22 protein-coding genes are annotated in these 25,506 nt (G+C 69.7%); 3 read left to right on the top strand and 19 right to left on the bottom strand.

The features are described 5' to 3' along the window. Positions 1–294: 294 nt before the first annotated feature. The 4 genes from G9Q41_RS04070 to G9Q41_RS04055 form a co-directional block, all read right to left on the bottom strand. The gene (locus G9Q41_RS04070; RefSeq protein ID WP_165632056.1) at positions 295–1,068 is read right to left on the bottom strand and encodes an SDR family oxidoreductase; all 774 of its coding nucleotides are present in this window, start codon (positions 1,066–1,068) and stop codon (positions 295–297) included. Between the two features lie 186 nt (positions 1,069–1,254). Further along, complete coding sequence (locus G9Q41_RS04065) at positions 1,255–2,037, bottom strand: hypothetical protein (RefSeq protein ID WP_207630588.1); 783 nt, start codon at positions 2,035–2,037, stop codon at positions 1,255–1,257. Between the two features lie 107 nt (positions 2,038–2,144). Further along, entirely contained in the window at positions 2,145–2,789 is a 645-nt protein-coding gene (locus G9Q41_RS04060; protein WP_092527857.1) for a TetR/AcrR family transcriptional regulator, read from the bottom strand. Between the two features lie 92 nt (positions 2,790–2,881). After that, complete coding sequence (locus G9Q41_RS04055) at positions 2,882–3,376, bottom strand: hypothetical protein (RefSeq protein ID WP_165632057.1); 495 nt, start codon at positions 3,374–3,376, stop codon at positions 2,882–2,884. 269 nt (positions 3,377–3,645) lie between these two features. Here G9Q41_RS04055 and G9Q41_RS04050 point away from each other — a divergent pair, with 269 nt between their 5' ends. Beyond that, complete coding sequence (locus tag G9Q41_RS04050; RefSeq protein WP_165632058.1) at positions 3,646–4,878, top strand: MFS transporter; 1,233 nt, start codon at positions 3,646–3,648, stop codon at positions 4,876–4,878. A 323-nt stretch (positions 4,879–5,201) separates the two neighbouring features. On the opposite strand, the gene clpB is transcribed toward G9Q41_RS04050, so the two are convergent. The 7 genes from clpB to G9Q41_RS04015 all read right to left on the bottom strand — a co-directional run bounded on the left by clpB (position 5,202) and on the right by G9Q41_RS04015 (position 13,499). Beyond that, on the bottom strand, positions 5,202–7,784 hold the full coding sequence (gene clpB / locus G9Q41_RS04045; RefSeq protein WP_165632059.1) for an ATP-dependent chaperone ClpB: 2,583 nt from the start codon (positions 7,782–7,784) through the stop codon (positions 5,202–5,204). 388 nt (positions 7,785–8,172) lie between these two features. Then, positions 8,173–9,162, bottom strand: coding sequence for an aldo/keto reductase (locus tag G9Q41_RS04040; RefSeq protein WP_165632060.1), 990 nt, complete (start codon positions 9,160–9,162; stop codon positions 8,173–8,175). A gap of 64 nt (positions 9,163–9,226) precedes the next feature. Continuing rightward, positions 9,227–10,051: an NAD(P)H-binding protein gene (locus G9Q41_RS04035; RefSeq protein WP_165632061.1), complete on the bottom strand. Its 825-nt coding sequence runs from the start codon at positions 10,049–10,051 to the stop codon at positions 9,227–9,229. A 197-nt stretch (positions 10,052–10,248) separates the two neighbouring features. Next, positions 10,249–10,995: an NAD(P)H-binding protein gene (locus G9Q41_RS04030; RefSeq protein WP_242687151.1), complete on the bottom strand. Its 747-nt coding sequence runs from the start codon at positions 10,993–10,995 to the stop codon at positions 10,249–10,251. Between the two features lie 219 nt (positions 10,996–11,214). Continuing rightward, the gene (locus tag G9Q41_RS04025; RefSeq protein ID WP_165632062.1) at positions 11,215–11,979 is read right to left on the bottom strand and encodes an ABC transporter permease; all 765 of its coding nucleotides are present in this window, start codon (positions 11,977–11,979) and stop codon (positions 11,215–11,217) included. An 18-nt stretch (positions 11,980–11,997) separates the two neighbouring features. Further along, complete coding sequence (locus G9Q41_RS04020; RefSeq protein WP_165632063.1) at positions 11,998–12,963, bottom strand: ATP-binding cassette domain-containing protein; 966 nt, start codon at positions 12,961–12,963, stop codon at positions 11,998–12,000. After that, on the bottom strand, positions 12,960–13,499 hold the full coding sequence (locus G9Q41_RS04015; protein ID WP_347567473.1) for a MarR family transcriptional regulator: 540 nt from the start codon (positions 13,497–13,499) through the stop codon (positions 12,960–12,962). The genes G9Q41_RS04020 and G9Q41_RS04015 overlap by 4 nt, the downstream gene beginning before the upstream one ends. 1,104 nt (positions 13,500–14,603) lie before the next feature. On the opposite strand from G9Q41_RS04015, the gene G9Q41_RS21465 reads away from it, so the two are divergent. Beyond that, positions 14,604–15,314, top strand: a complete 711-nt coding sequence (locus tag G9Q41_RS21465) for a helix-turn-helix domain-containing protein (RefSeq protein ID WP_207630589.1) — start codon at positions 14,604–14,606, stop codon at positions 15,312–15,314. Between the two features lie 76 nt (positions 15,315–15,390). Here the strand turns inward: G9Q41_RS21465 and G9Q41_RS04005 are convergent, their stop codons facing one another. From G9Q41_RS04005 to G9Q41_RS03985, 5 genes are all read right to left on the bottom strand, one after another. Beyond that, positions 15,391–16,254 carry a YceI family protein gene (locus G9Q41_RS04005; protein WP_165632064.1) on the bottom strand — a complete coding sequence of 288 codons (864 nt, stop codon included), beginning with the start codon at positions 16,252–16,254 and terminating at the stop codon, positions 15,391–15,393. A gap of 78 nt (positions 16,255–16,332) precedes the next feature. Then, the gene (locus tag G9Q41_RS04000) at positions 16,333–19,032 is read right to left on the bottom strand and encodes an MFS transporter (protein ID WP_165632065.1); all 2,700 of its coding nucleotides are present in this window, start codon (positions 19,030–19,032) and stop codon (positions 16,333–16,335) included. Then, positions 19,029–19,517, bottom strand: coding sequence for a MarR family transcriptional regulator (locus G9Q41_RS03995; protein ID WP_092525309.1), 489 nt, complete (start codon positions 19,515–19,517; stop codon positions 19,029–19,031). The genes G9Q41_RS04000 and G9Q41_RS03995 overlap by 4 nt, the downstream gene beginning before the upstream one ends. Positions 19,518–19,776: 259 nt before the next feature. Continuing rightward, positions 19,777–20,268: a MarR family transcriptional regulator gene (locus G9Q41_RS21760; protein WP_347567474.1), complete on the bottom strand. Its 492-nt coding sequence runs from the start codon at positions 20,266–20,268 to the stop codon at positions 19,777–19,779. A 72-nt stretch (positions 20,269–20,340) separates the two neighbouring features. After that, on the bottom strand, positions 20,341–20,961 hold the full coding sequence (locus G9Q41_RS03985) for a pyridoxamine 5'-phosphate oxidase family protein (protein ID WP_347567480.1): 621 nt from the start codon (positions 20,959–20,961) through the stop codon (positions 20,341–20,343). A 599-nt stretch (positions 20,962–21,560) separates the two neighbouring features. Here G9Q41_RS03985 and G9Q41_RS03980 point away from each other — a divergent pair. After that, entirely contained in the window at positions 21,561–22,664 is a 1,104-nt protein-coding gene (locus tag G9Q41_RS03980) for an FAD-binding oxidoreductase (RefSeq protein WP_165632144.1), read from the top strand. A 316-nt stretch (positions 22,665–22,980) separates the two neighbouring features. Here G9Q41_RS03980 and G9Q41_RS03975 read toward each other — a convergent pair whose 3' ends face one another. From G9Q41_RS03975 to grpE, 3 genes are all read right to left on the bottom strand, one after another. Continuing rightward, positions 22,981–23,445 carry a helix-turn-helix transcriptional regulator gene (locus G9Q41_RS03975; RefSeq protein WP_092525305.1) on the bottom strand — a complete coding sequence of 155 codons (465 nt, stop codon included), beginning with the start codon at positions 23,443–23,445 and terminating at the stop codon, positions 22,981–22,983. Continuing rightward, a complete protein-coding gene (gene dnaJ / locus G9Q41_RS03970; RefSeq protein ID WP_165632067.1) occupies positions 23,442–24,638 on the bottom strand; it encodes a molecular chaperone DnaJ in 1,197 nt (398 codons plus the stop codon). The genes G9Q41_RS03975 and dnaJ overlap by 4 nt, the downstream gene beginning before the upstream one ends. Before the next feature lie 141 nt (positions 24,639–24,779). After that, positions 24,780–25,478, bottom strand: coding sequence for a nucleotide exchange factor GrpE (gene grpE, locus G9Q41_RS03965; protein WP_165632145.1), 699 nt, complete (start codon positions 25,476–25,478; stop codon positions 24,780–24,782). Positions 25,479–25,506: the final 28 nt, after the last annotated feature.

The following is a 25,506-nucleotide window of genomic DNA, read 5'->3' as shown; positions in this document are numbered from 1 at the left end:
CATTCTCCGATTCCTCGCGGACAATCGTGGTGAAACGGGACGGCCGGACGCTGCGGACACCGCCACGTCGCTTTCGCTCTACCGCCGTCACCTTTTCCGAAAAACTAGCAGCGATCCCGGAACCGGCTTTTCCCACCCCGAAAGGAAAAGTGACCAAATTTCACTTTCGACTGTGGCCGGCGCCCTCCGAGAGAACCTCCCCGGCTGCCCCAGCAGCCCGACGCGGTCGAGGCCGTGCAGCATCAGCCGCGTGGCCTCGATCGCGCTACCGAACACCACCGAGCGGGGAACCGATCAGGTGCGCCCGGGGGCGGCCCTGGTCACGATGAGCCGCTGCAACCAGTTCGGCACCAGCCGCCCCAGGAACACGAGCGCCTTGTACTGCGCTCCGGGAACGGAGACCGTCCTGCCCTTCCGGAGGTCGTCCATCGCCCCGTGCACCAGATCGTCCGCGTCCAGCCAGAAGGCACGCGGCAGCCCGCTCATCTCCAGCTGGGCCCGCTGGTGGAACTCGGTGCGGGTGAAACCGGGGCACAGCGCCATCACGCGCACCCCGCTGCCCGCCAACGAGGCGGAAAGCCCCTCGGAGAAGGTGGTGACCCAGGACTTCGTGGCCGAGTACGTCGACCCGGACATCGGGAAGAAACCGGCCACGCTGGACACGTTGATCACGTCGCCGCGCCCCAGCCCGCGCATCACCGGAACGGCGGCGCGGGTCAGCCGCAGCACTGCCGTCACGTTCAGCTCGACCTGCGTGCGCAGGGTTTCCGGGTCGGTGTCCCAGAAGGCCCCCGAGGTCCCGAAGCCCGCGTTGTTCACCAACAGGTCGATCGGCCGGGTGGGGTCCTCGAGGCGCTGCTCGACCTCGCGGAGGGCGTCCTGGTCGGTCAGATCGGCCGGGATCGGCTCGCAGGCCGTCCCGTAGCGCTCGCGCAGCTGCTCCGCCAGCGAGCGCAGCCGTTCCGAGTCGCGGGCAACCAGCACCAGATCATGGCCTTCTGCGGCTAGCCGGCGGGCGAAAGCCCGTCCGATCCCAGCCGTCGCACCGGTCACGAGAGCGGTAGACATGTCCCGCAGCCTACCCGCGCACGCGACCGGGACCACCCCGCGGAGCCGCCCCGCGGCGCCCGGGAGAAGCCCCTCCGCTCGGTGCTCGCCCCCGCGGGACGAGCACACCGGTGGGCGGACGGATCCGCGGGGAGCCGTCCGCCCACCGAGAACTCCTCTCACGCGGGACCGCTGCCGCACCGGGGGTCAGGCGGTTCCGTCCTCGACCGACCTGCTCCGCCCGACCTCGGTGTCGACCTCGGCGACCGCGTCGTCGGCGGACTCCTCCACTGCTTCCTCCACTGCTTCGTCCGGCGCGGAGTGCTCGGAAGGCCGGTCCTCGTTGGGGTCCACTTCGAACGGATCGACCAGGTCGGCCAGCTGTCCGAGGGCGCGCAGGACGCTCTCCAGCTGCGCGGGATCGGTGGCACCGGGCTCGAGCGCGGCCAGCACCCAGTCGCTCTCTGCCCAGACCACGGTGACGTCGTCACCGAACTCCTCGACGGCGTCCACCACGTCGGGGGTGACGTTCGGACGTGCCGTGGCCACATCGCCCACGAACGCGTAGCGCGACCCGACCGGACCGAGCAGGTCCAGTTCGGACTCGTGCGGCACGGGCACCTCCGGCAGCCACAACTCCAGCGTGGTCGCGATCGGCCTGCGGCACCGCAACCCGACCAGCACCGCCACGGTCCTGCCACCGACCACCAGGTCGAGCACCGAGACCTGGCGCCGACCGTCGGCGGTGAAAGTGGACCCCGCGACGATGTCGGTGGCCACGGCACCGCTGTACTGCGGCAGCAAACCGCGTTGCCACTTGGTCGGCAGCACCTGGTCGTACTCGGCGAACTGCCAGCCGCGCAGCGCCGCCCAACGTCGTCTTTCCCGGTTTTTTGCCGTCCGCCGCGCGCGGTCGGTGATCAGCAGCGCGACGCCTGCCGCGATCGCGACGGCCGCCACGACGAACCAGACCCATGCAGGTATGCCCACACGCGCAGGGTAGTCCGCCGGTGAAACACTGCGAAGATCACCTGCCTTACGATTCCGCCGCTAACCGCGGATTCCGCGGCGGCGCGGACCGCCCACCCGGGACCGACTCACCCTTCCGAGTGAGTAGAGTCCGCTCCGGTCTCGCACATCCGCCGCAGCTCGTCCCAGTCCGGAGCCGCTCCCGGGAGCGGGATCGAGCCGTCCCGCAGGCCGGGCAGCACCAGGGTCAGGTAACGCGCCCGCAGCTCGGCGCGCCGCGGCTCGTCGGTGGAAAGCGGGGGGTTGAGGTGCTTGAACAGCACGAACACGTCCGCGGCCCGCAGGTCACCGCGCAGTTCCCCGGCGCGCTGCGCCGCCGCTACGAGCTCCTCCACCCGCGAGATCATCCGCTCCCGGGAGGTGAGCAGCTCCTCCGAGAAACCCCCGCAGTCCGCGTGGGGCGGCAGCACGACACCGATTCCGGTGTGCTCCCGCAGGCACCCGTACATGAACCGCTCGAAGGCCTTCCAGGGATCGGACTCCGCTTCCCGTGCTGACTCAGCCTCGGCGACGATGCGCCTGGTGGCCGCGATCCGGACGCGCTCGGCCAGCTCCCGCTTGTTCGGGTAGCGCCGGTAGATGCTGGCGACCCCCACTCCGGCGAGTTCGGCCACCTCGGAGATGGGAGCGGCGAACCCCTGCTGCGCGAACACCTCACGAGCCGCGTCGATCACCCGTTCGTCGTAGTCCGTCGCCTGCTGGGCTGTGGTCATGACCACAGCATACCTCGGAGCGGAATGATCCGTTCCGAGGACGTCCGCAAGCGGTGCGGCCCAACTCGCCCCGACGGGAGGATCGTGCCGGATCAGGTCCGTCGGTGCTCCGCCCCGGCGGAGGAACCACGAGGCCCCTGGCGGAGCCACTCGCCCGTGCTTCCGGAGAGGGTGCACACGAGGGTGAGGGCCGGGCCGAGCAGGCCGGCGCACAGGAAGAGGAGCCCCATCGTCAGGAAGGCCTCGGTGTCACCGTCCTCCAGGTGCGCGATCCGCACCAGGAGCCGCGCGATCTCGACGAGGAACGCCACCACCGCCCCGCTCGCGCCCGCGACCACCATCCACCGTCCCAGCGGTCGGCGCAGCAGCAGCACGACGGTCCCCGCCGCCAGCACCGCCGCGATCAGCGCGTTGCTCACGCCCCCGAGCAGCGCGACCGGCCTGATCCCGTGGCCGTGCGCCCACCCCTCGAACGACGCGAACACCCAGGATCCGTGCGCCAGCAGCCCCGGAACCACGAGCAGCGTCGTGAGGAAGGCGAGGAAGGCCCCGGTGTTGCGGGCATCCGAACTTCGATCCTCCGACACGCTTCTCCCCGATCGACGACTGCCACACCGCCGGAAGCTCCCGGCGGCGAAACGGTCCCCGACCGTATCCACCCCGACCGCTTTCGAAGCCACGGCCGGGGCGGCTCCCCACCGCTCCTCCGCGCCCTCCGCGAGCAGCGCTGACCCCCGTTCGGTGCAGCCCCTCCGGGATGCGCTGTGGGAAGCACCACAGCGCACTCCGGAGCGGAATGATCCGTTCCGGAACCGTGTTGAGCGGCGCGGAATAACTCGTTCCGGTGAGGAGAATCATGCCGCCCGAGCCCAGCGCCACGACAGCCCCACCAGTCACGGAGCCAGCACGTGGTCGCCGACCGCGGTCCGGCGCAGCGTTCACCCTCGCGGCAGCGATCCTCGCGGTGTTCCTGATGGCCTCCACCGCGCCGTCGCCCATGTACGCGATCTACCAGCGCGAATGGCACTTCTCCAGCACCGTGCTGACGGTGGTCTTCGCCGTGTACATGATCGGGATACTCGCCGCGCTGCTGCTGTTCGGCTCGCTGTCCGATCACCTGGGCCGCCGCCCGGTGCTGCTCGGCGCGACAGCGCTGGAAGCGGTCTCGCTGCTCGTGCTGGCCTTCGCCCCAGGAGTCTGGTGGCTGTGCCTGGGACGCGTGCTGCAGGGGCTGGCCACCGGTGCCGTGACCAGCGCGGTCAGCGCCACGCTGATGGACTTCCAACCGCGGGGAAGCGGACGCGGGCCACTGGTGAACGGGGTGGCGGCCGCGGGCGGCATGGCCGTGGGATCGGTGCTGGCCGGGGCACTGGTCCAGTTCGCCCCCGCCCCCACCGTGCTCAGCTATCTCGTGCTGATCGCCGCGCTGGTGCTCCTGTTCCTCGGGGTGCTGGCGATGCCCGAGCCGGTGACCGGGAGGCGGGCCGAGCTGAAGCGGGTGCTGCGCCCGCAGCGGCCGACCGTTCCGGAAGGGCAGGGGCGGACGTTCGCGCTGCTGGCCACCACGATGCTGTCGGCCTGGACCATCGGCGGGATGTTCATGTCGCTGGGGCCGTCGGTGGCCAGCGGGCTGGTCGAGAGCAACTCCCACTTCGTCGGCGGGCTGACCGTCACGGTGCTGGCGGGCGTCGGCAGCATCGCGCAGGTGCTGGCATCGGGTTGGCACGGCACGCGCGCGGTGCGGCTGGCCGTCCCGCTGCTGCTGGTCGGGCTGGCCGCTGTGGCCGTGGCCGTGGTCCTCGGCAGCGCCGCGCTGCTGTTCGCCGGGTCCGTGGTGCTGGGTGCAGGCTGGGGTCTGATGTTCGCGGGCGGTTTCCGGATGCTCAGCGCGCTGGCCACGCCCGAGCAGCGCGCGGGCACCTCGGCGACGATCTACGTGGTCGCCTACCTGTCCGCCGGAGGGTCCAGCATCCTGCTCGGCTACCTGACCACGCTGTTCGGGCTGCACAGCGCCACGATCGTCTTCGCCGTGGCCGCGGGGGTCTTCGCCGTGCTGGCCGGGATCGGCAGCGGCGGGCAGCGCAGCTGACCTCCTCGAACGGGGAAGCGTCCGGCTCGACACGACCACGGGCGGTCAGCGGTCGAGCCGGTGCAGCGAGTCCAGCACCGCGGCCACGACCGCTTCGGGCGCGTCGTCGGGAACGAGGTTCCCCGCTGCAGGCACGGCCGAGGGCGAGTACCTGCTGAACCGTCCCGGAGCATCCCCACGCGAAGCGGACGAAGCACTCCGCGGCGCGGGCGGCCCGCACCGGGGCCGCACCGCACGTCCCCCGTGCCCGGCAACCAGCGGTCGCCGGGCCGCACGCCGCACCCAGCGCACGGCACAGACGACCTCCCGCCTCCGCCGCGGGCTCACTCAGCGGACACGGTCAGCGCGGACCCGTCGGAACCGACGTCCACGGCCACCTTGTCCCCGTCCTTGATGTCACCGGCCAGCAGCTTGCGGGACAGCTGGTCCCCGATGGCCGACTCGACCAGCCGCCGCAGCGGCCGGGCCCCGAACACCGGGTCGAACCCGTTGACGGCCAGCCACTCCTTCGCGGCCGGGCTCACGTCCAGCGTGAGCCTCCGCTTGGCCAGCCTGCGCGCCAACCGGTCCACCTGGATGTCCACGATCGAGGTCAGCTGCTCGGTGGACAGCGCGTGGAACACCAGCGTGTCGTCCAGGCGGTTCAGGAACTCCGGCTTGAACTGGTTGCGCACCACCGTCATCACGGCCTCGTCCCGTTCGGACTCGGAGAGGTTCCGGTCCGCGACGGCCTGCGAGCCCAGGTTCGAGGTCAGCACCAGGATGGTGTTGCGGAAGTCCACCGTGCGCCCCTGTCCGTCGGTGAGCCTGCCGTCGTCGAGCACCTGCAGCAGCACGTCGAAGACGTCCTGGTGGGCCTTCTCGACCTCGTCGAGCAGCACCACGGAGTACGGGCGCCTGCGGATGGTCTCGGTGAGCTGACCACCCTGGTCGTAGCCCACGTACCCCGGCGGTGCACCCACCAGGCGCGCGACCGAGTGCTTCTCGGAGTACTCGCTCATGTCGATGCGCACCATCGCGCGCTCGTCGTCGAAGAGGAACTCGGCCAGGGCCTTGGCCAGCTCGGTCTTGCCCACCCCGGTGGGCCCGAGGAACAGGAAGGACCCCATCGGCCTGTCCGGATCGGCCACCCCGGCACGGGAGCGGCGCACCGAGTCCGAGACCGCCCGCACCGCTTCGGACTGCCCGATCACGCGGGAACCGAGCGCCTCCTCCATCCGGAGCAGCTTGGCCGTCTCGCCCTCCAGCAGGCGTCCCGCGGGGATGCCGGTCCAGGAGCTGACCACCTCGGCCACGTCGTCCGGGGAGACCTCCTCCTGGAGCATCGCCTTGGAGCGGTTCTGCGCCTCGGTGGCCTCCTCCAGCTCCTTCTCCAGCTCCGGGAGGCGACCGTAGCGCAGCTCGGCCGCCTTGCCGAGGTCACCGTCGCGCTCGGCGCGCTCCGACTCGCCGCGCACCGATTCGAGCTGACCCTTGAGGTCCCGCACCCGGTCGATGGACTCCTTCTCCTGCTGCCAGCGCGCGGTCAGCTCGGACAGCCGCTCGCGCTGGTCGGCCAGCTCCTGGCGCAGGGTCTCGAGCCGCTCCCGCGAGTCCTGGTCCTGCTCGGCCGACAGCGCCATCTCCTCGATCTCGAGCCTGCGGACGGCGCGCTCCACCTCGTCGATCTCCACCGGACGCGAGTCGATCTCCATCCGCAACCGCGAGGCCGCCTCGTCGACCAGGTCGATGGCCTTGTCCGGCAGGTAGCGGTCCGTGATGTAGCGGTCCGACAGCGTCGCGGCAGCCACCAGCGCACCGTCGGTGATGCGCACACCGTGGTGCACCTCGTAGCGCTCCTTGAGCCCGCGCAGGATCGCCACCGCGTCGTCCGGGCTCGGTTCCCCGGTCATGACCTGCTGGAACCTGCGCTCCAGCGCGGCGTCCGTCTCGACGTGCTTGCGGTACTCGTCGAGCGTGGTCGCGCCGACCATGCGGAGCTCACCGCGGGCCAGCATGGGTTTGATCATGTTGCCCGCGTCCATGGCGCCCTCGCCGCCTGCCCCGGCGCCCACGATGGTGTGCAGCTCGTCGATGAAGGTGATCACCTGCCCCTCGGACTCGGTGATCTCCTTGAGCACCGCCTTGAGGCGCTCCTCGAACTCGCCGCGGTACTTGGCCCCGGCCACCATGGATCCCACGTCCAGCGCGACCACGCGCTTGTCGCGCAGCGACTCGGGCACGTCACCGGCGATGATGCGCTGGGCCAGCCCTTCCACGATCGCGGTCTTGCCCACGCCGGGCTCACCGATCAGCACGGGGTTGTTCTTGGTGCGCCGGGACAGCACCTGCACCACCCGGCGGATCTCGGTGTCCCTGCCGATGACCGGGTCCAGGTCACCGCTGCGGGCGCGTTCGGTCAGGTCGAGGCCGTACTTCTCCAGCGCGTTGTAGGTGCCCTCCGGGTCGGGGCTGGTGACCCGCGCCGAACCGCGCACCCTGGTGAACGCCTCCCGGAGCGCGTCCGGGGTGGCTCCGCTGTTCCGGAGCAGCTCGGCCACCTGTCCACCCTCCGTGGCCAGCCCCACCAGCAGGTGCTCGACCGAGACGTACTCGTCGCCCAGCTCCGTGGCCAGCTGCTGCGCGTGGGTGAGGGCCTTGACCGACTCCCGCGAGAGCTGCGGGCTGGAGACCGTGGACCCCGAGGCCGCGGGCAGCCCGTTGGCGATCTGCTCGCACTCGGAACGCACCCGCGCCGGGTCGGCGCCGGCCTCGGACAGCAGCGGTGAGGCCAGCCCGTCGCTCTGCGCCAGCAGCGCCCCGAGCAGGTGCGCGGGGGTCACGTCGGGGTTGCCCGCCATGGTGGCGGCCTGGGCGGCGGAGGAGATCGCCTGCTGGGTCTTGGTCGTCGGGTTGAAAGCGTCCATTCCTCACCTCGTCGTGATCGGGAACTCGTCCCCTTCGTCCGCGTCCGCCGGGTACCCCTTCCGACTCCGATACCCGTGGGCGGCCACCGGTGACGGCTGCTTCGCATCAGCAGCAGAAGCAAACTTGAGTCCGTTTGACTCAAGTATAACGACACGACTATACGCGCGTCACCCACGATCACCCTGTCGCGTAGCGCACGTTCCGGACGACGGCCCCGTCACGACATCGGGGCCGCTACCCGCGACCGGTGCCACCCGAGCAGCTGCGCGGCCGCAGGCGCGTCCCCGGGGACGCGCACGACCCGGTGGCGCACTGGTGGCGCGCCCGAAAGCTCCTCAGAATTCCCGGCCGACTTCCCCACCGGCTCGACCGCGGAGGCCTCCCCGCTCACCTCCCGTCGAGCCTGCCGTTGGCCTCACCCCAGACCCACTCGGGCAGCCCGCCCAGGAAGTCACCGGGAAAGCCTCGCGAGAACCGCGTCGACTCGTCGAGCCGCCGGACGTGCTCCGCCGCGAGATCGACTTCCGGCGCATCCAGGTTGCTCGCGAGCTGCTCGGCACGGCTCGCCCCCAGAATCGGGTGCACGATCCCGGAACGCTTCCGGAGCCAGGCCAGGGCCACCTGACCGGGAGCGGCCCCGAGCTCATCCGCGACGGCGCGGAGTTCCTCCAGCACGGCGCGCTCGCGTTCCTGCTCCGGCTCGGAGGAGGAACCGCTGCCCCCCTTGCCCGCCAGCTTCCCGTGCGCCAACGGCGACCACGCGGCCAGCGTCAACCCCATGTCCTCGGCCATCGGCAGCAGCTCGCGCTCGACGTCACGGTTCAGCAGGTTGTACGGGACCTGCAGACCGGCGAACGGCGTCCACCCCTTCCACTCGGCGAGGGTGTTGGCCCGGGCCACCACCCAGGCCGGGGTGTCGGAGATCCCGACGTAGAGCACCTTTCCGGAGCGCACGACGTCGTCGAGCGCCCGCATCGTCTCCTCCAGCGGCGTGTTCCGGTCCCACAGGTGAACCCAGTACAGATCGATGTGGTCGGTGCGCAGCTTCCGCAGGCTGCTCTCCAGGGAGCGGACGAGGTTCTTGCGATGACTGCCCGCGGCGTTGGGATCGGTCCCGTCCCGTGACATGCCGTACTTGGTCGACAGCACGAACCGATCCCGGCGCCCCTCGAGGATCTCCCCGACGAGCTCCTCGCTGTGCCCCTCGCCGTAGGTCACGGCGGTGTCCACGACGTTGCCGCCGGCTTCCGCGTAGGTGTCGACGACGCGCTCGGCCTCTTCCCGGGAGACTCCCCCGTCCCCTCCGGAAAAGTGCATGGCCCCCAGGAAGAACTCCGAAACGCGAAGCCCGGTTCGGCCCAGAAGGCGGTAACGCATTCACACTGTCCTCTCCGAGCGCGACCCTCGGGACGGGAGGCCGCGCTATCCAGATCTTCTCCGCTCACCGGAAGAGGTGAGCGTTCTCCGCGGCCCACTGCCCGAAGCTCCGGGCCGGGCTACCGGTGACCCGCTCCACGGTGTCGGTCACCCCGGGGCTCCGCAGGGAGCAGACCCCGGGGACCATCAAACCGGCCGTGGCCTCGTCCGGCGCCTGCTCGGAGATCCGCTCCAGTTCCCGCTGGTCCGGCCGCTCCTCGTAGACGAGTTCGCGTCCGAGGGCCTCGCCCAGGGCACGCACCTTGTCCCGCGGTGTCAGCTCCTCGGGCCCGGTCAAGGGGTAGGTCTGCCCACCGTGCCCCTCCTCCGTCAACGCGTGCGCCGCCAGCGAGGCAATGTCGGCGGGGTGAACGGCGGGGGACGGTAGTCCCGCCGTCGGAGGGCGCACCGCCCCCTCCGCACGTATCCCCTCGGCCCACGCCGTCACGTTCGAGGTGTACTCCCAGGGGCGCAGCACGGTCTCCTCGAGATCGCTCTCCCGAACGAGCCGTTCCGCCTCCAGCGATCCCCCTCCGATGGCGGACTCCGGGTGAGTCCGGGCCAGGAACGAGGACACCAGCACGACCCGCTTCACGCCTGCGGCCGAGGCCGTGCCGAGCACGCCGGGAAGGTCCCCCGTGCTCCCCAGGACGAAGAAACCGGTAATCCCGTCGAAAACCTCCCCGAGCGATTCCGGAGCCTCGAGATCCCCTTCCACGACCTCCACCCCGGCAGGCACGCCGGCCCGGCTCGAGTCCCGGGTCATCGCCCGCACCGCGAAACCGGACTCGTGCAGCTGGCGAACCAGGTGGCCACCCACGTTCCCGGTCGCCGACGTCACCAGAATCATCGAACTACCCCCATCAGTCTCAGTGAACGGTCCCAGCAGCACTCGACATCGTGAAACTTCCAGCCAACTGGAAGTCAACGAGCGCTGCGCTGGGACGCGAACAAAATTTCCCGGTCACCCGGGGTTCGATTGGGTGAAATTCCCCTCCGGAAAACAGCAGTGTCGTGGGAACGCCCGCACGAGAACCGGACCGGTGCTCACCGGAAGGAATCGGCGTGGTCGTTGACCCACTGCTCGAACGTTCGCGGTGGAATCCCGGTCAGGTCCTCCACGGTGGTCCGGATTCCGGGGTCCTGCTGACCGCCGCCGGAATCGACGTCGGCCACCAAGTCGGCCGCTTCCTCCGGCATGAACTGCTTCAGCCTTTCGCGCTCCTCCTCCGCGGTCAGCTCCTCGAAGACGAGGTCACGCCCCAGCGCCCGCCCGATGCTGCGAACCCGCTCGCGCGGAGTGATCTCGACGGGCCCGGTGAGCGGGTAGATCCGCTCCCCGTGTCCCCGCTCGGTGAGCACCCGGCCCGCCACCGAGGCGATGTCGGCGGGGTCGATCACCGGCGACCCCACGTCACCACCGGCGGTGCGCACCACACCGTGCTCGCGAATCTCCCACGCCCACCACAGCGCGTTCGAGGCGAACTCCCAGGGCCGCAGAATCGTCCAGGACATCCCGCTGTCCCGCACCACCTGCTCGCCCTGCAGCGCTCCACCGCCGATCGGGGAGCCCGGATGGGTCTCCGCGAGCAGCGACGAGACCATCACCACGTGCTCGACACCCGCCTGCCGGGCTGACCGCAGAACGGCCTCGGTGTCCTCGTTGCCCGTGCGCAGCAGGAAGAGCGATTCCACGCCCTCCCAGACCGGACGCAGCGATTCGGGCCGCCCCAGATCGCCCTCGACCACCTCGACCCCGGACGGAACGACCGCCCGCGTCGCGTCCCGCGTCAGCGCGCGCAGCGCGCCCCGCTCTCCGCGAGCTGCCGCACCAGCACACTGCCGATGTTGCCGGTGGCGCCGGTCACCACAATCATTCGGTACTCCTTCGTGGATCGGTCGGACTCGTGGATCGGTCGGAAAACGTGCCCACGACCTGGATCGCGGGAAGTCCAGGAATCGAACGGCGAGAACGAGCCCTCGGGCGCCGGATCGGCGCTCGCCACCCGCCCCTCAGGCGTTCTCCCTGCGGAAGGTCAGCGCGCCGACCGTGAGCGAGACCGCGGTGAACACGAACGTCACGAGCAGCCCGACCAGCATGGCCGGCGAACCGTAGTCGCCCGCGAAGGCGTCCCGCAGCCCGTTCACGACGTACAGGAACGGGCTCAGGTGCGCCAGTGCGTTCAGCCAGCCCGGTGCCAGCGACATCGGCAGCAGGATGCCCGACAGCAGCACCAGCGGCAGCAGCACGGCGTTCAGCAGCGGGGCGAAGGAGTTCTCCTCGCGGGTCAGCAGCGCCACGGCGTAGGACAGCGAGGCGATGCACCCGCTGATCATCCCGAGGATCCCGAGCGAGATGAGGATCCCGAGCACCGGAGCGCGCAGCCCGAACCCGAAGGCGGCCAGCAACAGCAGCACCGCCTGCAGCTCGACCCGGAGCACGTCCGTGCCCACGCGCCCCATGAGCAGCGCCAGTCTGCTGGCCGGTGTCACGCGCATCCGCTCCACGACGCCCAGGCGCAGCTCGCCGATGAGGCCGAAGCCCGCGAATGCCGAACCGAACAGCCCCAGCATGACCAGCATCCCCGGCACGAAGCCCTGCCAGACGCCCTGGCCGTCGTAGAGCGCTCCGGACCCCGGCATCCGGGTCAGCAGCGGCCCGAAGAATCCGAGGTAGAGCAGGGGTTGCAGCACTCCGAACAGCAGGGCTGTCTTGTTGCGCATCAGCTGCCGCAGGTAACGGCCGAAAATCAGGCGGGTGTCCAGCAGCAGTTCCAATGGAAAAGCCCTCCTCGCTCAGGTCGTGGCGCCGGGGTCGTCGGACAGCGAGCGGCCCGTGAAGGCCAGGAAGACCTGGTCGAGCGAGGGGCGGGCCAGGTTGATGGCGGTCGGCCGGAGTTCGGCACCGTCCAGCACGCGCAGCATGTCCAGCACCGCCTGCTCGCCGCGCTCCACCGTGAGCCGCAGCGTCGAACCCGCCGCGGCGAGCTCGCGGACGTCGTCCCGTGACCCGAGAAGCGCCTTCGCCCGGTCCACCAGCTCCCCGCTCGGCAGCTCGATGGTGATCAGGTCGCCGGCTGCCCGGCTCTTGAGCTCCTCCGGCTTCCCCTCGGTCACGATCCGGCCCTGATCGATGATCAGCAGCCGGTCGCAGAGCGCGTCCGCCTCCTCCAGGTAGTGCGTGGTCAAAAAGATCGTGGTTCCGAGCTCTTCGCGCAGCCGCCGGATGTGCTCCCACAGCGCGCTGCGGGCCTGCGGGTCGAGCCCGCTGGTGGGTTCGTCCAGGAACACCAGCGGCGGCCGGTGGATGAGTCCCAGCGCGATGTCCAACCTGCGGCGCTGCCCTCCGGACAGCGCCCCGGCCTCCCGGTCCAGCAGGTCGTGCAGGTCGAGCTGGTGGCTCACCCGCCGCACCCGTTCCGGGACCTCGGAGGCCGGAACCCGGTAGAGCCTGGCCTGCAGCGCGAGCTCCTCCCGCACCGAGGTCCGCGGGTCGGTCCCGCCCGCCTGGGCGACGTAGCCGATGCGCTTGCGCACCTCGATCGGCTCACTGCGCAGGTCGTGCCCAGCGACGGTGGCCGTCCCCGAGCTGGGGCCGAGCAGGGTGGTCAACATCCGGAGGGTGGTCGTCTTCCCGGCGCCGTTGGCCCCCAGGAAACCGACCGTCTCGCCCTCGGCCACCTCGAAGTCGACCCCGCGGACCGCCTCGACCGTGCCCTGCTTCGTGCTGAACTTCCGGGTCAGTTGGCTGACTTCGATCATCTGGAGTCCTCGTCCGCTCGGTCCGTGGTGGACTGCTTGACCGGCCCGGGATGCTGCGTCAAGCACGGGTGCCCCCGCGGGCTCACTCCGCGGTCCTCGGCGACGCGCCGCAGCAATGAGATCAGCTGTGGGCGCTCGGACTCCTCCACGGTGGACAGCAGGTCCGCGTCGTGCTCGTCCGCCGCGCGATATCCGCGCTCGACCAGCTCGCGGGCGCGCTCGGTGAGGTGCAGCGCCTTGGCCCTGCGGTCGTCGGGATGGGGATGGCGCTGCACCAGTCCCCGCTTCTCGAGCTCGTCGACGAGTCCGACCATCGCGTTGCGATGCACCCCGAGGGCCTCCGCCAGGGCTTGCTGGGAGCTCCCCTCCGCGGACTCCAGGTGCGCGAGCAGGGCGAACTCGATCGGCTCCAGCCCGAGCGGTCGCAGTCGCTCGGTGAATTCGTTGGCCACTTGCACCCCCAGGGAGGACAGCAGGAACGCAGGCCGGTCCATGGCCGGTGCCCCCGCCTCCGGGGAAGTTTGCTGATCACTCACACTTGAATGCTACGATGCATTATTGTCATGTCAAGTGACAATGTTGGTCCGATACAGTACTTGATCATGGCTTTTGGATCAGGCTGCCGGACTCCTGCCCCGGGGACAACCAGCCAAGCAACCGCGCCATCCCGCCCGCGAGCACTGATGACGCCGGAGGCGAACCGCGCGGCGAACCCGGCACGACCGCGCTCTCCGGCCCACGCACCCGCTCCGGAGGGATGATCAGTCGTAACCGCGCACGAGGTGGTCCTCGTCCGTCGCGACCTCCCCCTCCGCGGGCGGACTCGAGTCCTGCTCGGCCACGCGGTCCGCGGGTCGCGCGCCCTCACGGCGAACGCGCTCGCCGTTCCGCCCGCGCCTTCGCACGGGCGGAACGGCACCGTCCACTCGCACGCCTCGGCCCTCGTCCCACGCTCTTCTTCCGGAAACACGCGAATCCACGAGAAATCCCACCAGAAAAACACGAACCACGACGAAAAACGAAAACAAACCAGCTCGTCCACTCCGAACCGGGCAACTGGCCGCGCGCCCCGGGAAAACGGGAGAACGCGTGCGCGGGCCTCCGCCTCCGGGACTGACTACCACCCGGAAACCGCACAGCCCGCCAATCGCGCGCCCCCTCCGCACATGCCTTCCCGAGCGGGCGAACTCCCGCTTCACGCGGCACGTCCGCTGTGGTCATCCCCTGTAGACAGCGGAATCCAGGTTGTCACCAATATTCTTCGCCCACCCCCCGCACGGTCAACCGCTCCCGGTTCAAGTTTCCTACAACACTGCGTCCGAAGTTCGTCAAACGAAAACCAAAGGTAAATTCGTGATCAATTCCGCGAACGAAGCCGAAAGCAGGTGTTGCCACGCATCCACGGAGTTTCTAGCCTCTATCCGGCCCGCGCACTCCGGAGTGCGCGGAACGATCCTCAACGGCTCGCTCTGGGGGAGCAAAAGATGTGGCAGAACACGGGCTCAGAAAAATCGTCGAGGAATCCGTGCGCCGGCCCGGGATGCCGCCGGCGAGCCGACTCGGGGGACGACGCCCGGACCGCCCCGGCAGGGGCGGAACTCTGCGACGGGTGCCGGGACGAGCTGCTCCACGGACTTCGCGTGCTGCCCGACCTCCACAGGGCGTGCGGCCACGCCCTCGGAGGGACCACCGTCAGCCCGAGCCGGCTCCGCGAGCGGGTCACGGGCACTTCCGAACCGTCCCTGCCCTTCAACGCGGGGGCATCCGACGCCCGCACCTCCGTGCTCCACGTTCTCGGTTCGTGGACGGGCATGGTCGTGGAGCAGCGGAGAGTGGCGGCCCCGCGAAGGGCCGTCGCGGACATGGCGGCGTTTCTGGTGAAGCACTCCGACTGGTTGGTCTCGCACAGTGCCGCGACGGAACTTGTCTCCGAGATCGCGCAGCTCGTGCGGAAGACCCGTGCCGTGCTCCACTCCGACCCCACCCGCAGATTGCACGTCGGTTCTTGCGTGGAGCAGGGCTGCGCCGGGAAGCTCGTCGCGCTGCTGCATCCGGCGGAGAACCACACTCCGCTCGAGATAACCTGCCAGGACGACTCCGCGCACAGCTGGCCCGGCCACCAGTGGCTCAAGCTGAGCAGGAGGCTCGGAACGGCAGGCGCGAGCGACAGCGGGGGAAGCACCACCCGCCCCCGCTGGTTGAGCGTCGAAGCGGTCTCCCGGCTGTGGAACACCTCGCACGGCACCGTGTACCGCCTCGCGAGTGAGCGGAAGTGGCGGAGGGTCAAACGAGCGGGACGAACCTACTATCACGGTTCGGACGTCGAGTTGACCTTCGAACATCGGAGCTGACCTCACTCCACGGCAGCTCCGCACGAGCCGCGGGCCGCGCCCCACGACCTCGCGCGGGGCGCGGCCCGCGGCGCGATCAGCCGTTCCCGGCTGCCTCGGTCAGCACGGCCTGCACGTCGATGTCGATCCGCAGCGTGGTCCCGATAGCGGCTATCCCGGTGCTCAACGACTGGTTGAAGGTCATCGCGAAGTCCTCCCTGCGCAGCAGGGTCGTGGCCGCGGCGGAGGCACGCGTGCCGCCCCAGGGGTCCGGGCCGGTCCCGGCGAAGCGGGTCTCCAGGCGCACGTCACGCGTCACCCCGCACAGCGTGAGCCTGCCGTCCAGGTCCCAGTTCGCGTCCTGCCGCCGGCTGATGCCGGTCACCTCGAAGAGGATCTCGGGATGGTTGGCCACGTCGAGGAAGTCCGCGCTGCGCAGGTGCTGGTCGCGCTGCTCGTTGCCCGTGTCCACGCTCGAGGCGTCGATCCGCACCGCCACCCGGGAGGACTCCACCGGGCGCGCCATCCTGATCTCGCCGCCGAACTCGTTGAACCGGCCGTGGATGCTGCTTATCCCGAGGTGCTGCGCGGTGGCCCGGATCGAGGAGTGCTCCGGATCGATGCGCCACACCCCCGGTTCGGGCAGCTCACCCCCGCTGACCGGGGAGAGCTCGACGGTTCCTAGCGCCGCCTCCTGCCCGGGACGAGCCATCGCCGTCCGCGCGGTGGGCTGGTGCCCCAGAGCGGTGACGATCGCCGTGTACCGCCCCTCGGCGAGACCGTCCACCCGCGCGTGCCCCTCCGCGTCCGCGTGGACCCGCCCGCGCTGGGTCCCCGATCCGTCGGTGACGGTCAGCACCGCGTCCGATATCGGCCAACCACCGAGCGAACGGACCTGTACCGTGACCGCGCCGCCTTCCCGGCTCCCGCGCGCTCCTGCTGCGTCCTGCCCGGAATCCATCCGGCCTTCCTCTCGTGCGATCAGGTGGGACGCGGAACCGGACCGCGTCCCGCTGCGTGCGGCGATTCCGTTCGCGGGCTACTCCAGCCCGAGCGCTATGTCGTAGCCGATCTGCTCCTCCCGAACCTGCACCGTGTTCGCCGTGGGCGGGTAGCCGGTGGCGATCACGGTGTACTCGCCGTGCGAGAGATCGGTGAACTCGTAGGTCCCGTCCACATCGGTGACCGTGGACGCGACCACCCCGCCCGTGGAGTCCAGCAGGGTCACCTGCGCCTCGGGGACGGCGTGTCCCATCCGGGCGGAGCGGATCACCCCGCTGACCCGAGCCCCGGCCTCGAGAGCCACGTCGAGCGTGGACTGCTTGCCCTCGGAGATGGTCACCTCGGTGCTCACCGGCTGGTAGCCGTCGGCGGTGACGGTGAGGGCGTAGGAACCCCCGATCAGGTCGGAGAGCTCGTAGCCCCCTCCGCTGCCGGTCCTGGTCGCGGCGACGACGCTGCCGCGCACGTCGGTCAGCACGACGGTCGCCTCCGGCACGGGGACCGGACCGCTGCGCACCATCCCCGTCAGTCCGGCCCCGCCGGACAGCTCCACGTCGTGCCGCACCGCGCGGCCGGACACGGCGATCATGGAGGCGGACGGCTGGTAGTCCCCGGCCGCGGCGATCAGCACGTAGGTCCCGCCGCCGGTCGGTGTCACGCGGTAGTGTCCCTGCTCGTCCGAGCGGGCGCGGTCTATCTGGTTGCCCAGCGAGTCGGTCAGGGTGAGCACCGCCTCCGCGAGCGGGGAGCCACCCGGACCGCGGACCACTCCGTACACGGTCACGCCACCGTCGCCCGGGTAGAGGGAACCGGTGAGGCTCGTGCCGTTCACACCGGGCGCGTGCTTCGCGGAACCACCATCGGATGACGTCGATGACCAGCTGTCAAACGAGTTCTCCCCAAGGTTGTCCCCAGACCTGTCCACAGAGTTGTCCACAAGCTTCTCCGTTGTGTGCACAGTGCGGCCCGCTGCCTCCAAAACGTCCCCTTCACGCCTGATCGGCTGCGCCGAAGCGGAAGCACCGGCCGTCGCCCCGGCACCACCGCTCGACGAGTTGTCCACAAGCTCTCCAGAATTTTCCACAGGCCGGTGCTCGTCTTCCGGCTCCTGCTTCTCGACGGTGGTGCGCAGTGGGACCTCGCGGATCACCAGCACGGCGAGCAGGGTCACCACCGAGATGCAGGCGGTGATGAAGAACAGGTCCCCGATGGCCATGCCGTAGGCGTCGTGCACGATCGCCTCGATCGGCGCGGGAAGGCTGTTGATGTCCAGGGAGACGCTTCCCGAACCACCGATGTTCGAAGCCGCCGAAGCGCCCCCGGGCAGCTCGGACATCCCGTCGCTGACGTAGTCGGACACCCGCGTCCCCAGCACCGCGCCCAGCACGGACACCCCGGCCGAACCGCCGAGCGTGCGGAAGAAGGTGACCACCGAGGTCACCGACCCCATGTCCCTGGTGCCGACGCTGTTCTGGACCGCGAGCACGAGGTTCTGCATCAGCGCACCCACGCCGATCCCCATCAGCGCGAGGTAGACGTCCACGATCGGCAGCGGCGTGTCCGAGTCGATCGTGCTCAACAGCCCCATCCCCACGGTGAGCACCACGCTCCCGCCGATGAGGAACGGCTTGATCTTGCCGGTGATCCTGGAGATGATCTGCCCGGAGATCGTCGAGGAGACGAACAGGCCGAGCACCATCGGCAGGGTCATCAGCCCGGCTTCCGTCGGGGTGTAGCCGCGCCCCAGCTGGAAGTACTGGGCCAGGAAGACCGAACCGCCGAACATGGCGGTACCGACCGCCACCATGGCGATGATCGCCAGCGTGACCGTGGGGTTGCGGAACATGCCCAGCGGCACGATCGGTTCGCGCACCTTCGTCTCGATGACCACGGCCACGATCAGGGCCACCAGCCCGCCCGCGACGAAGCCGAGCGTCGGCCAGGAGACCCAGTCGAACTGCTTGCCCGCCAGGGAGACCCAGGCCAGCAGCAGGCTCACTCCCCCGACCAGGAACAGCGCGCCGAACCAGTCGATCGAGACGTCCCGCTTGATCACGGGCAGCCGCAGGGTGCGCCCCAGCACGAGGAAGGCGATGACCGCGATCGGGGCAGTCACCCAGAAGCACCAACGCCAGCCCAGTGGCGAGTCCACGATGAGACCGCCCACCAGCGGCCCGCTCGTGGTGGCGACCGCGAAGGTCGCCCCGATGTAGCCGGTGTAGCGACCGCGGTCGCGCGGGGCGACCATGGCCGCGATCACCACCTGGATCAGGGCCTGCATCCCGCCCATGCCGATCCCCTGGATCGCGCGGAAGCCGATGAGCATCCCCATCGACTGGGAGAACCCGCCGAGTATCGATCCGAGGGTGAAGACGGCGATGGCCAGCTGGTAGAGCAGTTTCTTGCTGAACAGGTCGGACAGCTTGCCCCACAGCGGGGTGGTCGCCGTCGAGGTCAGCAGCATCGCCGTGACCACCCAGGTGTACTGACCCTGGGTTCCGTTGAGCTCGGCGGTGATCCGGGGAAGCGCGTTGGACACGATGGTGGAGCTGAGGATGGCCACCAGCAGAGCCAGCATCAGGCCCACGAACGCCTTGAGCACCTGCCGGTGCGTCATCGCGTCGCCGCCCGCGGCCCGCTCCCCGCTCCCGGAGGCCCCGTCGCGCTGTTCGGCTCCCCGCGCGGCGTTCGGCGGTGCCGGGCCGTCCTTGGTTTCCGCGAGGCTCGATGTCGTCATCGGTTCCCTTCCTCGATCGCTTCGTCCGGAGCGGCCAGCGCCTCGCGCGAGGCTTCGAGCAGGTCGCAGGAGAACTCCCGCAGCAGTTCGGCGAGCTCGGCGAGTTCCGCGCCGTCCCAGTCGCGCAGCGCGTGGCTGAGCCAGCGCGCCTTCTGCTCCTCGCGCTCGGCCAGCACCTCCCGCCCCCGGTCGGTGGCCCGCAGCAGCGAGACCCTGCGGTCCTCCGGATCGGGCCTGCGCTCGATCAGCCCCTCCTGCTCGAGGTGACCCAACTGCCTGCTCACCACGGAGGCGTCCACCACGCGGTCGTGGGCGAGATCGGAAGCCCGCGACTCGCCGCCGTGCACGAGTTCGGCCAGCAGTCCGGTTCCGGAAACGGTCAGATCGTTGCTCTGCTGCGCCCGCTGCAGCGCCGTCTGCCTGAACCCCAGGAGATTCCGAAGCGGCCCCAGCAACTGCCCGCAGGCTTCGGTGTGCGACGTCATCGCCCATTCCTTTGGTTGGTACAAGCAACTATAAAGATACTTAGTTTCACCAAGCAACTTGTTTTCCGGGGGAGGAGACCGAGGTCACATCGAAGTCTCCGGAAGTCCTCGAAAGAGGCCGGAAGGGGCCGCGAATCACGGGCCAGTGCCCGCTCGGCCGACCCGGTTCCGTCGAGCGACGCGGCCGCCCGCGCCCGCTCCCGCGGTCGGCACCCCGAGCGACCACCTGCAGAGCCGAGTCGCCGGCCTCCCGGCCCGATCACTCCATGGAGTTGAGCTTGCCCAGCAACCGCGCGAACTGGTGCAGGTCCGCGGTGGACCACTGGGCGAAGTCCGCCCGCAGCCGGCGGGAACGACGTTCCCTGGCCTCGTCCAGCCGCGCCCTGCCCGAGTCGGACAGCTGGACCAACCGCGCCCTGCCGTCCTCCGGGTCGGGGACGCGCCGCAGCAGCCCCAGCCGCACGAGGTTCGCGATCTGCCTGCTCACCGTGGACTTGTCCAGACCGATGCGCTCGGCCATGTCCATGGCGCGCAGCGGTCCGGAATCGGCCACCATCAGCAGCAGGCTGTAGGAAGCCGGGTCGAGCTCGGGGTGCACCTCGGTGGCGACGCTCGACGACATCTTGCGCGCGCGGCGAAACATCATCGCCAGTTCCTGCTCGACCTCGGCCGTCGCGCTGTCGCGCTCCTCGTCGGAGGAGCCAGCGCCCGTTTCCCCGGTCGAAACGTCCTCCGGACGGGCTTCGCTCACCACCGGGGCCTCCCTCCGTTCACCGACGCTTCCAGTGTGACGGCAACGGCGGGATCACGGACATCCGGCCCGTCACCCGCGCTGGGGCTGGGGATCGTGCCAGGGCCGGGGAGTCCCCTTGGCCGCGAAGTAGTCCCCGCCCTTGCGCTTGACGTCGTCGGTCCCCCAGGAGCGGTTCCGCGCGACCGGTTCCATGCGCGGTATGTGCTTGCGGCAGTGGATGTAGGCCTCCTCCACCTGCACCACCACCCAGCGCTCCGGTTTGCGGCCGCGTTCGAACTCGGCGGGCAGGTGGGGGTGGATCGCCCTGAGGTCGGCGTCCTCGAGGATGCGGGCCTTGCCGTTGACGTGCAGCCCGATCAGCTCGGTCACGAAGTCGACCAGCAGCATGCCCACGTGCGGGTTCTCGCTGATGTTTCCCAGGCTGGCCATCACCCCGTTGCCCCGGTACTCGGGGTAGGCGAGGTGCCGGTCGCCGAGCACCTCGATGAACCCGGCAGGCCCCGCCCGCAGGCTCGAGTCGCACTCGCCGTGACTGTCGGCCGTGGCGATGAAGGCCAGATCCGTGCCGGAGACGAACTCCTTCATGCGCGGGTTGAGGTGGTCGAGAACCTGGTCGTCGTAGAAGCGGCGAGCCCGCTTCTCGGTGTCGTAGGCCCGCTGCAGCAGGTGCTCGCCCGCGGAGCCGGGCAGCTGCGTCTCCCCACCGGTCGTGGCGAAGGGGTCCTCCGGGTGCTCGCCCGCGGCGGATTTCTCCACAGCGGACCCAGGAGGGGTGACCGCTCTCAGGGTGGGGCGCGTCGCATCGTCCCCGGATGGAGCGTCGGAACCGCCCACCGAGCCGGAGCGGACGGCTCCCGCGGTCGCGTCCGCGCTCTGCGAGCTCGCAGGCAACGTGGACTCCGCGAGCTCCAGTTCCAGGAGTTCGGCCGTCGCCGTACCCGTGGGGCGACGAGCCTCGGTAGAGGTCAACCAGTCCGCGATCACGCGCCTCACCGTGTCACGCCTCGGAGAACATGCAAGCACTGGAATGCGAAATCAACTCAACTGTGTGAGCACACACTGACGGTGTGTATTAAACATCCACTCGAAGGTGGCATCAAGGGTCACACAACCCGAAAAACGGGTTAGAGTTCCTGGCAGTCGGGGGACATGTACACGGATGCCTTGCCTGAACAGGTAGGCCCGCCAATGTGGAGAGACTCGCCCGAGCGATGACAGCCAACGCCGCCTTACAACCGGAACAGCCCAACGACGAGCGGAACCGCGAACACCTCGCCAACGCCGCGAACATGGTCCAGCTCATCCGCGAGAGCTGGGCCGAGGTCGAGCCCTACTCGGAAGAAGTGTCCCGCTTCTTCTACGGCATGCTGTTCAGCCTCGCACCAGCTACGCGCGAGCTCTTCCCCGTCAACATGGAAGTGCAGCGCAGCAGACTGCTGCGTGCCCTGGTCCACGTGGTTCAGATGGTGGACCGCCCGGACGAGCTCACGCCCTTCCTCCAACAACTGGGGCGGGACCACCGCAAGTTCGGCGTGGTCTCGGAGCACTACGAAGCGGTCGGAACCGCACTGCTGGCCGCCATAAAGAAGTACGCGGGAAACAGCTGGACGGAAGCCGTCGAACGAGCCTGGGCCGAGGCGTACACGATCATGGCCACGACCATGACCAACGCAGCGGCCGCGGACGAAGGTCCCGCCTGGTACAACGGCGAGGTCGTGCACCACGAGCGGCTGAGCTGGGACATGGCGGTGGTGCACATCCGCCCCGACTACCCCGTTCCATATCACGCCGGTCAGTACGTCAGCGTGGAAGTTCCCCAACGTCCCAGGTTGTGGCGCTACCTCTCCCCCGCCAACCCGCCCTCCGAGGACGGGACCATGGAGTTCCACATCCGCTCGGTGGAAGGCGGCTGGGTCAGCCGAGCCATCGTGGGACACGCCCAACTCGGCGACCAGTGGCGCATGGGAGCCCCCATGGGGCGGATGTCGGTCGACCGGAACTCCGAACGCGACGTGGTCATGATCGCGGGAGGCACCGGGCTGGCCCCGCTGCGGGCGATCATCGAGGAACTGGCCCAGTACGGCGACAACCCCCGGGTTCACCTGTTCTACGGAGGGCGCACCAGGGACGACCTGTACGAGCTGCGGAACCTGCAGCAGGCCGCGATGAGCAATCCCTGGCTCAAGGTCATCCCGGTCCTCGAGGACGACCCCACCGCACAAGGTGCCGAGCACGGCACCCTGGCCGACGCGGTGACGCGGCACGGAGCCTGGGAGGAGCACGACGTGCTGGTCAGCGGTTCACCGGAGATGATCCGCACCACGGTTTCACGGATGCTCGTGGCCGGGACTCCGTTGGAGCGGATTCACTACGATCCGTTCACCCTTGATTGAGGGGGAACCTTCGGCGGTGCCGGTTGCTCGGGTGGTTGCGTGGCGGAACCTCAGTCGGCGCCCGGCTGCGGGTGCCCCGACATCGGGGAGCGACCTACACAACGTCGGGGCCGTCCTCGCCGGGCACTCGACTGAGAACCCGCGGCGGTGCCGACTGCTCAGGCTCACAGCGCCTGCGTCGGAATGGGGGATTTTCCGCGGACTCGGTTCGCGCAGCGGGTCGCTCGGCGGACCCCGCGGCGGACCTCCCGCTCGCGGAAACGGGAGGTCCGACACCGGAAGTCTCAGCAAACCGCCGAAGCCGGGAGACGCGCGGTCAGCTCCTGCGGCGCTCCGGCCGCCACACGACCAAGGCCGTTTCCTGCCGCACGGGCACGAGGTCACGCCGGTAGGAGGCGTGCACCCGTGCCGCCGCCTCCTCGGCGGCCAGATGGGCCGTGGCCAGCTCCTCGGTCAGCTCCTTGATCTTGCTGCGCAACGCGTCGACCTGGTTCTCCAGCTCGATGATGCGCTTGATCCCCGCGAGGTTCACGCCCTCCTCCTGGGAGAGGCGCTGCACCTCGCGGAGGACCGCGATGTCGCGAGCCGAGTAACGACGGCCTCCCGCGGGAGTGCGTCCCGGGGAGACGAGACCGAGCCGGTCGTAGCTGCGCAGCGTCTGGGCGTGCAGCCCGGACAGCTCCGCGGCCACGGAGATCACGAAAACCGGGGTGTCCTCTGACGCGCCCGGAGGAAACCAGGCTGCCAGACCGGGTTCCGAGGACCCTTCACTCGCGGTCATTCCGACCTCCGGAGCAGCTCGTTCAGCTCGGCACGTGGATCGTGCTGAGCCGTCGCCGCCGCGTAGGCCTCCAACGCCTCGGTGGCCTTGCCGTCCAGCCTGGACGGAACAGCCACTTGCAGCGTCACCAGCAGATCCCCGTTGCCGCCGTCCTTCTTACCGATTCCCTTGCCACGCACCCGGAGAGTACGGCCGCTGTCGGTCCCCGGGGGGACCTTCACCGAAACCTTGCTCTCCAGTGTCGGCACGGTCAACGTAGCGCCCAACGCCAGTTCGGGGAAGGTCACCGGAACGGTGATGGTCAGGTTGTTCCCCGACCTTCCGAACACCTGGTGCGGATTGACGTGCACGACCACGTACAGATCGCCGGCGGAGGCACCGTTGCGCCCCGGCTCGCCCTGGTGGGCCAACCGGATCCGCTGTCCCTCCGACACGCCCTGCGGGATCCGCACCGTCAACGTCCTCGTCTTGGTGCTGACCCCCTCACCGCGGCACTCGGAGCAGGGCTGGTCGACGACCCTGCCCCGTCCCCGGCAGTCCGGGCAGGGCTCGCTGAACGCGAAGGCCCCCTGGTTGCGGGTGACCGCGCCCTGGCCGGAGCAGGTCGAGCACCTCCGCGGGCTCGTGCCCGGACGTGCTCCGGAGCCGTGGCAGGTCGTGCAGGTGGTCGGGCTGGAAAGACGCAGCGGAACCGTCGCGCCCTTCACCGCCTCGGTGAAGTCGATGCGGACCTCGGTCTCCACATCGGACCCCCGGGTGGGGCGGTTCACGGTGCTCGCACCGCCCCCGCGGCGGTTGCCGAACACCCCGCCGAAGAGATCACCGAATCCGCCGGACTGACCGCCCATGCCGCCGAACAGGTCGCCGAGGTCGAACCCGGCGCCCCCGCCCCCGGGCGGTGCTCCGAAACCGCCACCGAAGCCGCCGACACCGCCCTGGCCGGCGCCACCACCGGAGGCGAACAACCTGCGGGCCTCGTCGTACTGCTTGCGTTTCTCCGGATCGGACAGCACCCCGTAGGCCTCGGAGACGGCTTTGAACTTGTTCTCCGCCTTGGTGTCGCCCGGATTGGCGTCGGGATGGTTCTCCCTGGCCAGCTTCCGGTACGCCTTCTTGATCTCGTCGGCCGAGGCGTCGGAGGAGACGCCCAGTTCGGCGTAGAAATCCTTGTCCAGCCATTCCCTGGCACTCACCGGACGTCCCTCCTTTCGTCACGATCAGTTCGCGGGGGCGCCGAGCGGCGCCCCCACGCGAACGACCGGCCTCGCGGAAACCCGCGGACGAGTCCGCTCGAGCAGTTACTGAACACGGCAGTTCCTCAGCAGTCTAGTGACTCAGCCTTGTTCGGAAGTCTCATCCGGAGAATCCGCCGCGACAGTGTTGTCGTCGCCGCCCGCGGCGGGCTCGTGATCGGTGACCCCGACCATCGCCGGGCGCAGCACCCGATCACCGAAGCGGTAGCCACGACGCAGCACCGTGGTCACGGTCGGCCCGTCGACCTCGGGAGAGGTGTCGTGCTGAACGGCCTCGTGCACGCTCGGGTCGAACTCCTCGCCCTCCTGGCCGAAGCCTTCCAGCCCGGCCTCGGTCAGCGCGGAGGTGAGCTTGTCCGAAACCGCCTTGAACGGCCCGGTCAGATCACCGTGCGAATCGGCCCGCTCCAGGTCGTCCAACACCGTGAGCAGGGACTCCGCGATCGAGGCCTTCGCGTTGTTGATGACGGAGTCCCGATCCCGCTCGACCCGCTTGCGGTAGTTGGCGTACTCGGCCTGGACCCGCTTCACGTCCGCGGTCAGCTCGTCGACCTGGCGACGCAGCTGCGTCTCGGTGTCCGAGCCGGACTCCTCGTCCGCGGCCTCGGCGGCGTTCTCCACCGCCTCGGCCTCGGCCGCGACCTGGGCCAGTTCGTCGTCCAACGTTCCGGACATGCTGTCGGTCACCTCATCGGTCCGACCTTCGGTGTCCGCGGGCTCGTCGCCCTCGGCGGGCCGACGCTCCCCCGTCTCCGGGTCGATCCTGCGCCGGTCCCGCACGACGACGGGCTCCTGTTCACCTTCGTCC

Source organism: Actinopolyspora sp. BKK2, assembly GCF_011291845.1.
In the GTDB taxonomy this organism is placed as follows: Bacteria; Actinomycetota; Actinomycetes; order Mycobacteriales; family Pseudonocardiaceae; genus Actinopolyspora; species Actinopolyspora saharensis.
The sequence above is the reverse complement of the archived record's forward strand: the minus strand, read 5'-3'. Positions and strand labels throughout refer to the sequence as shown.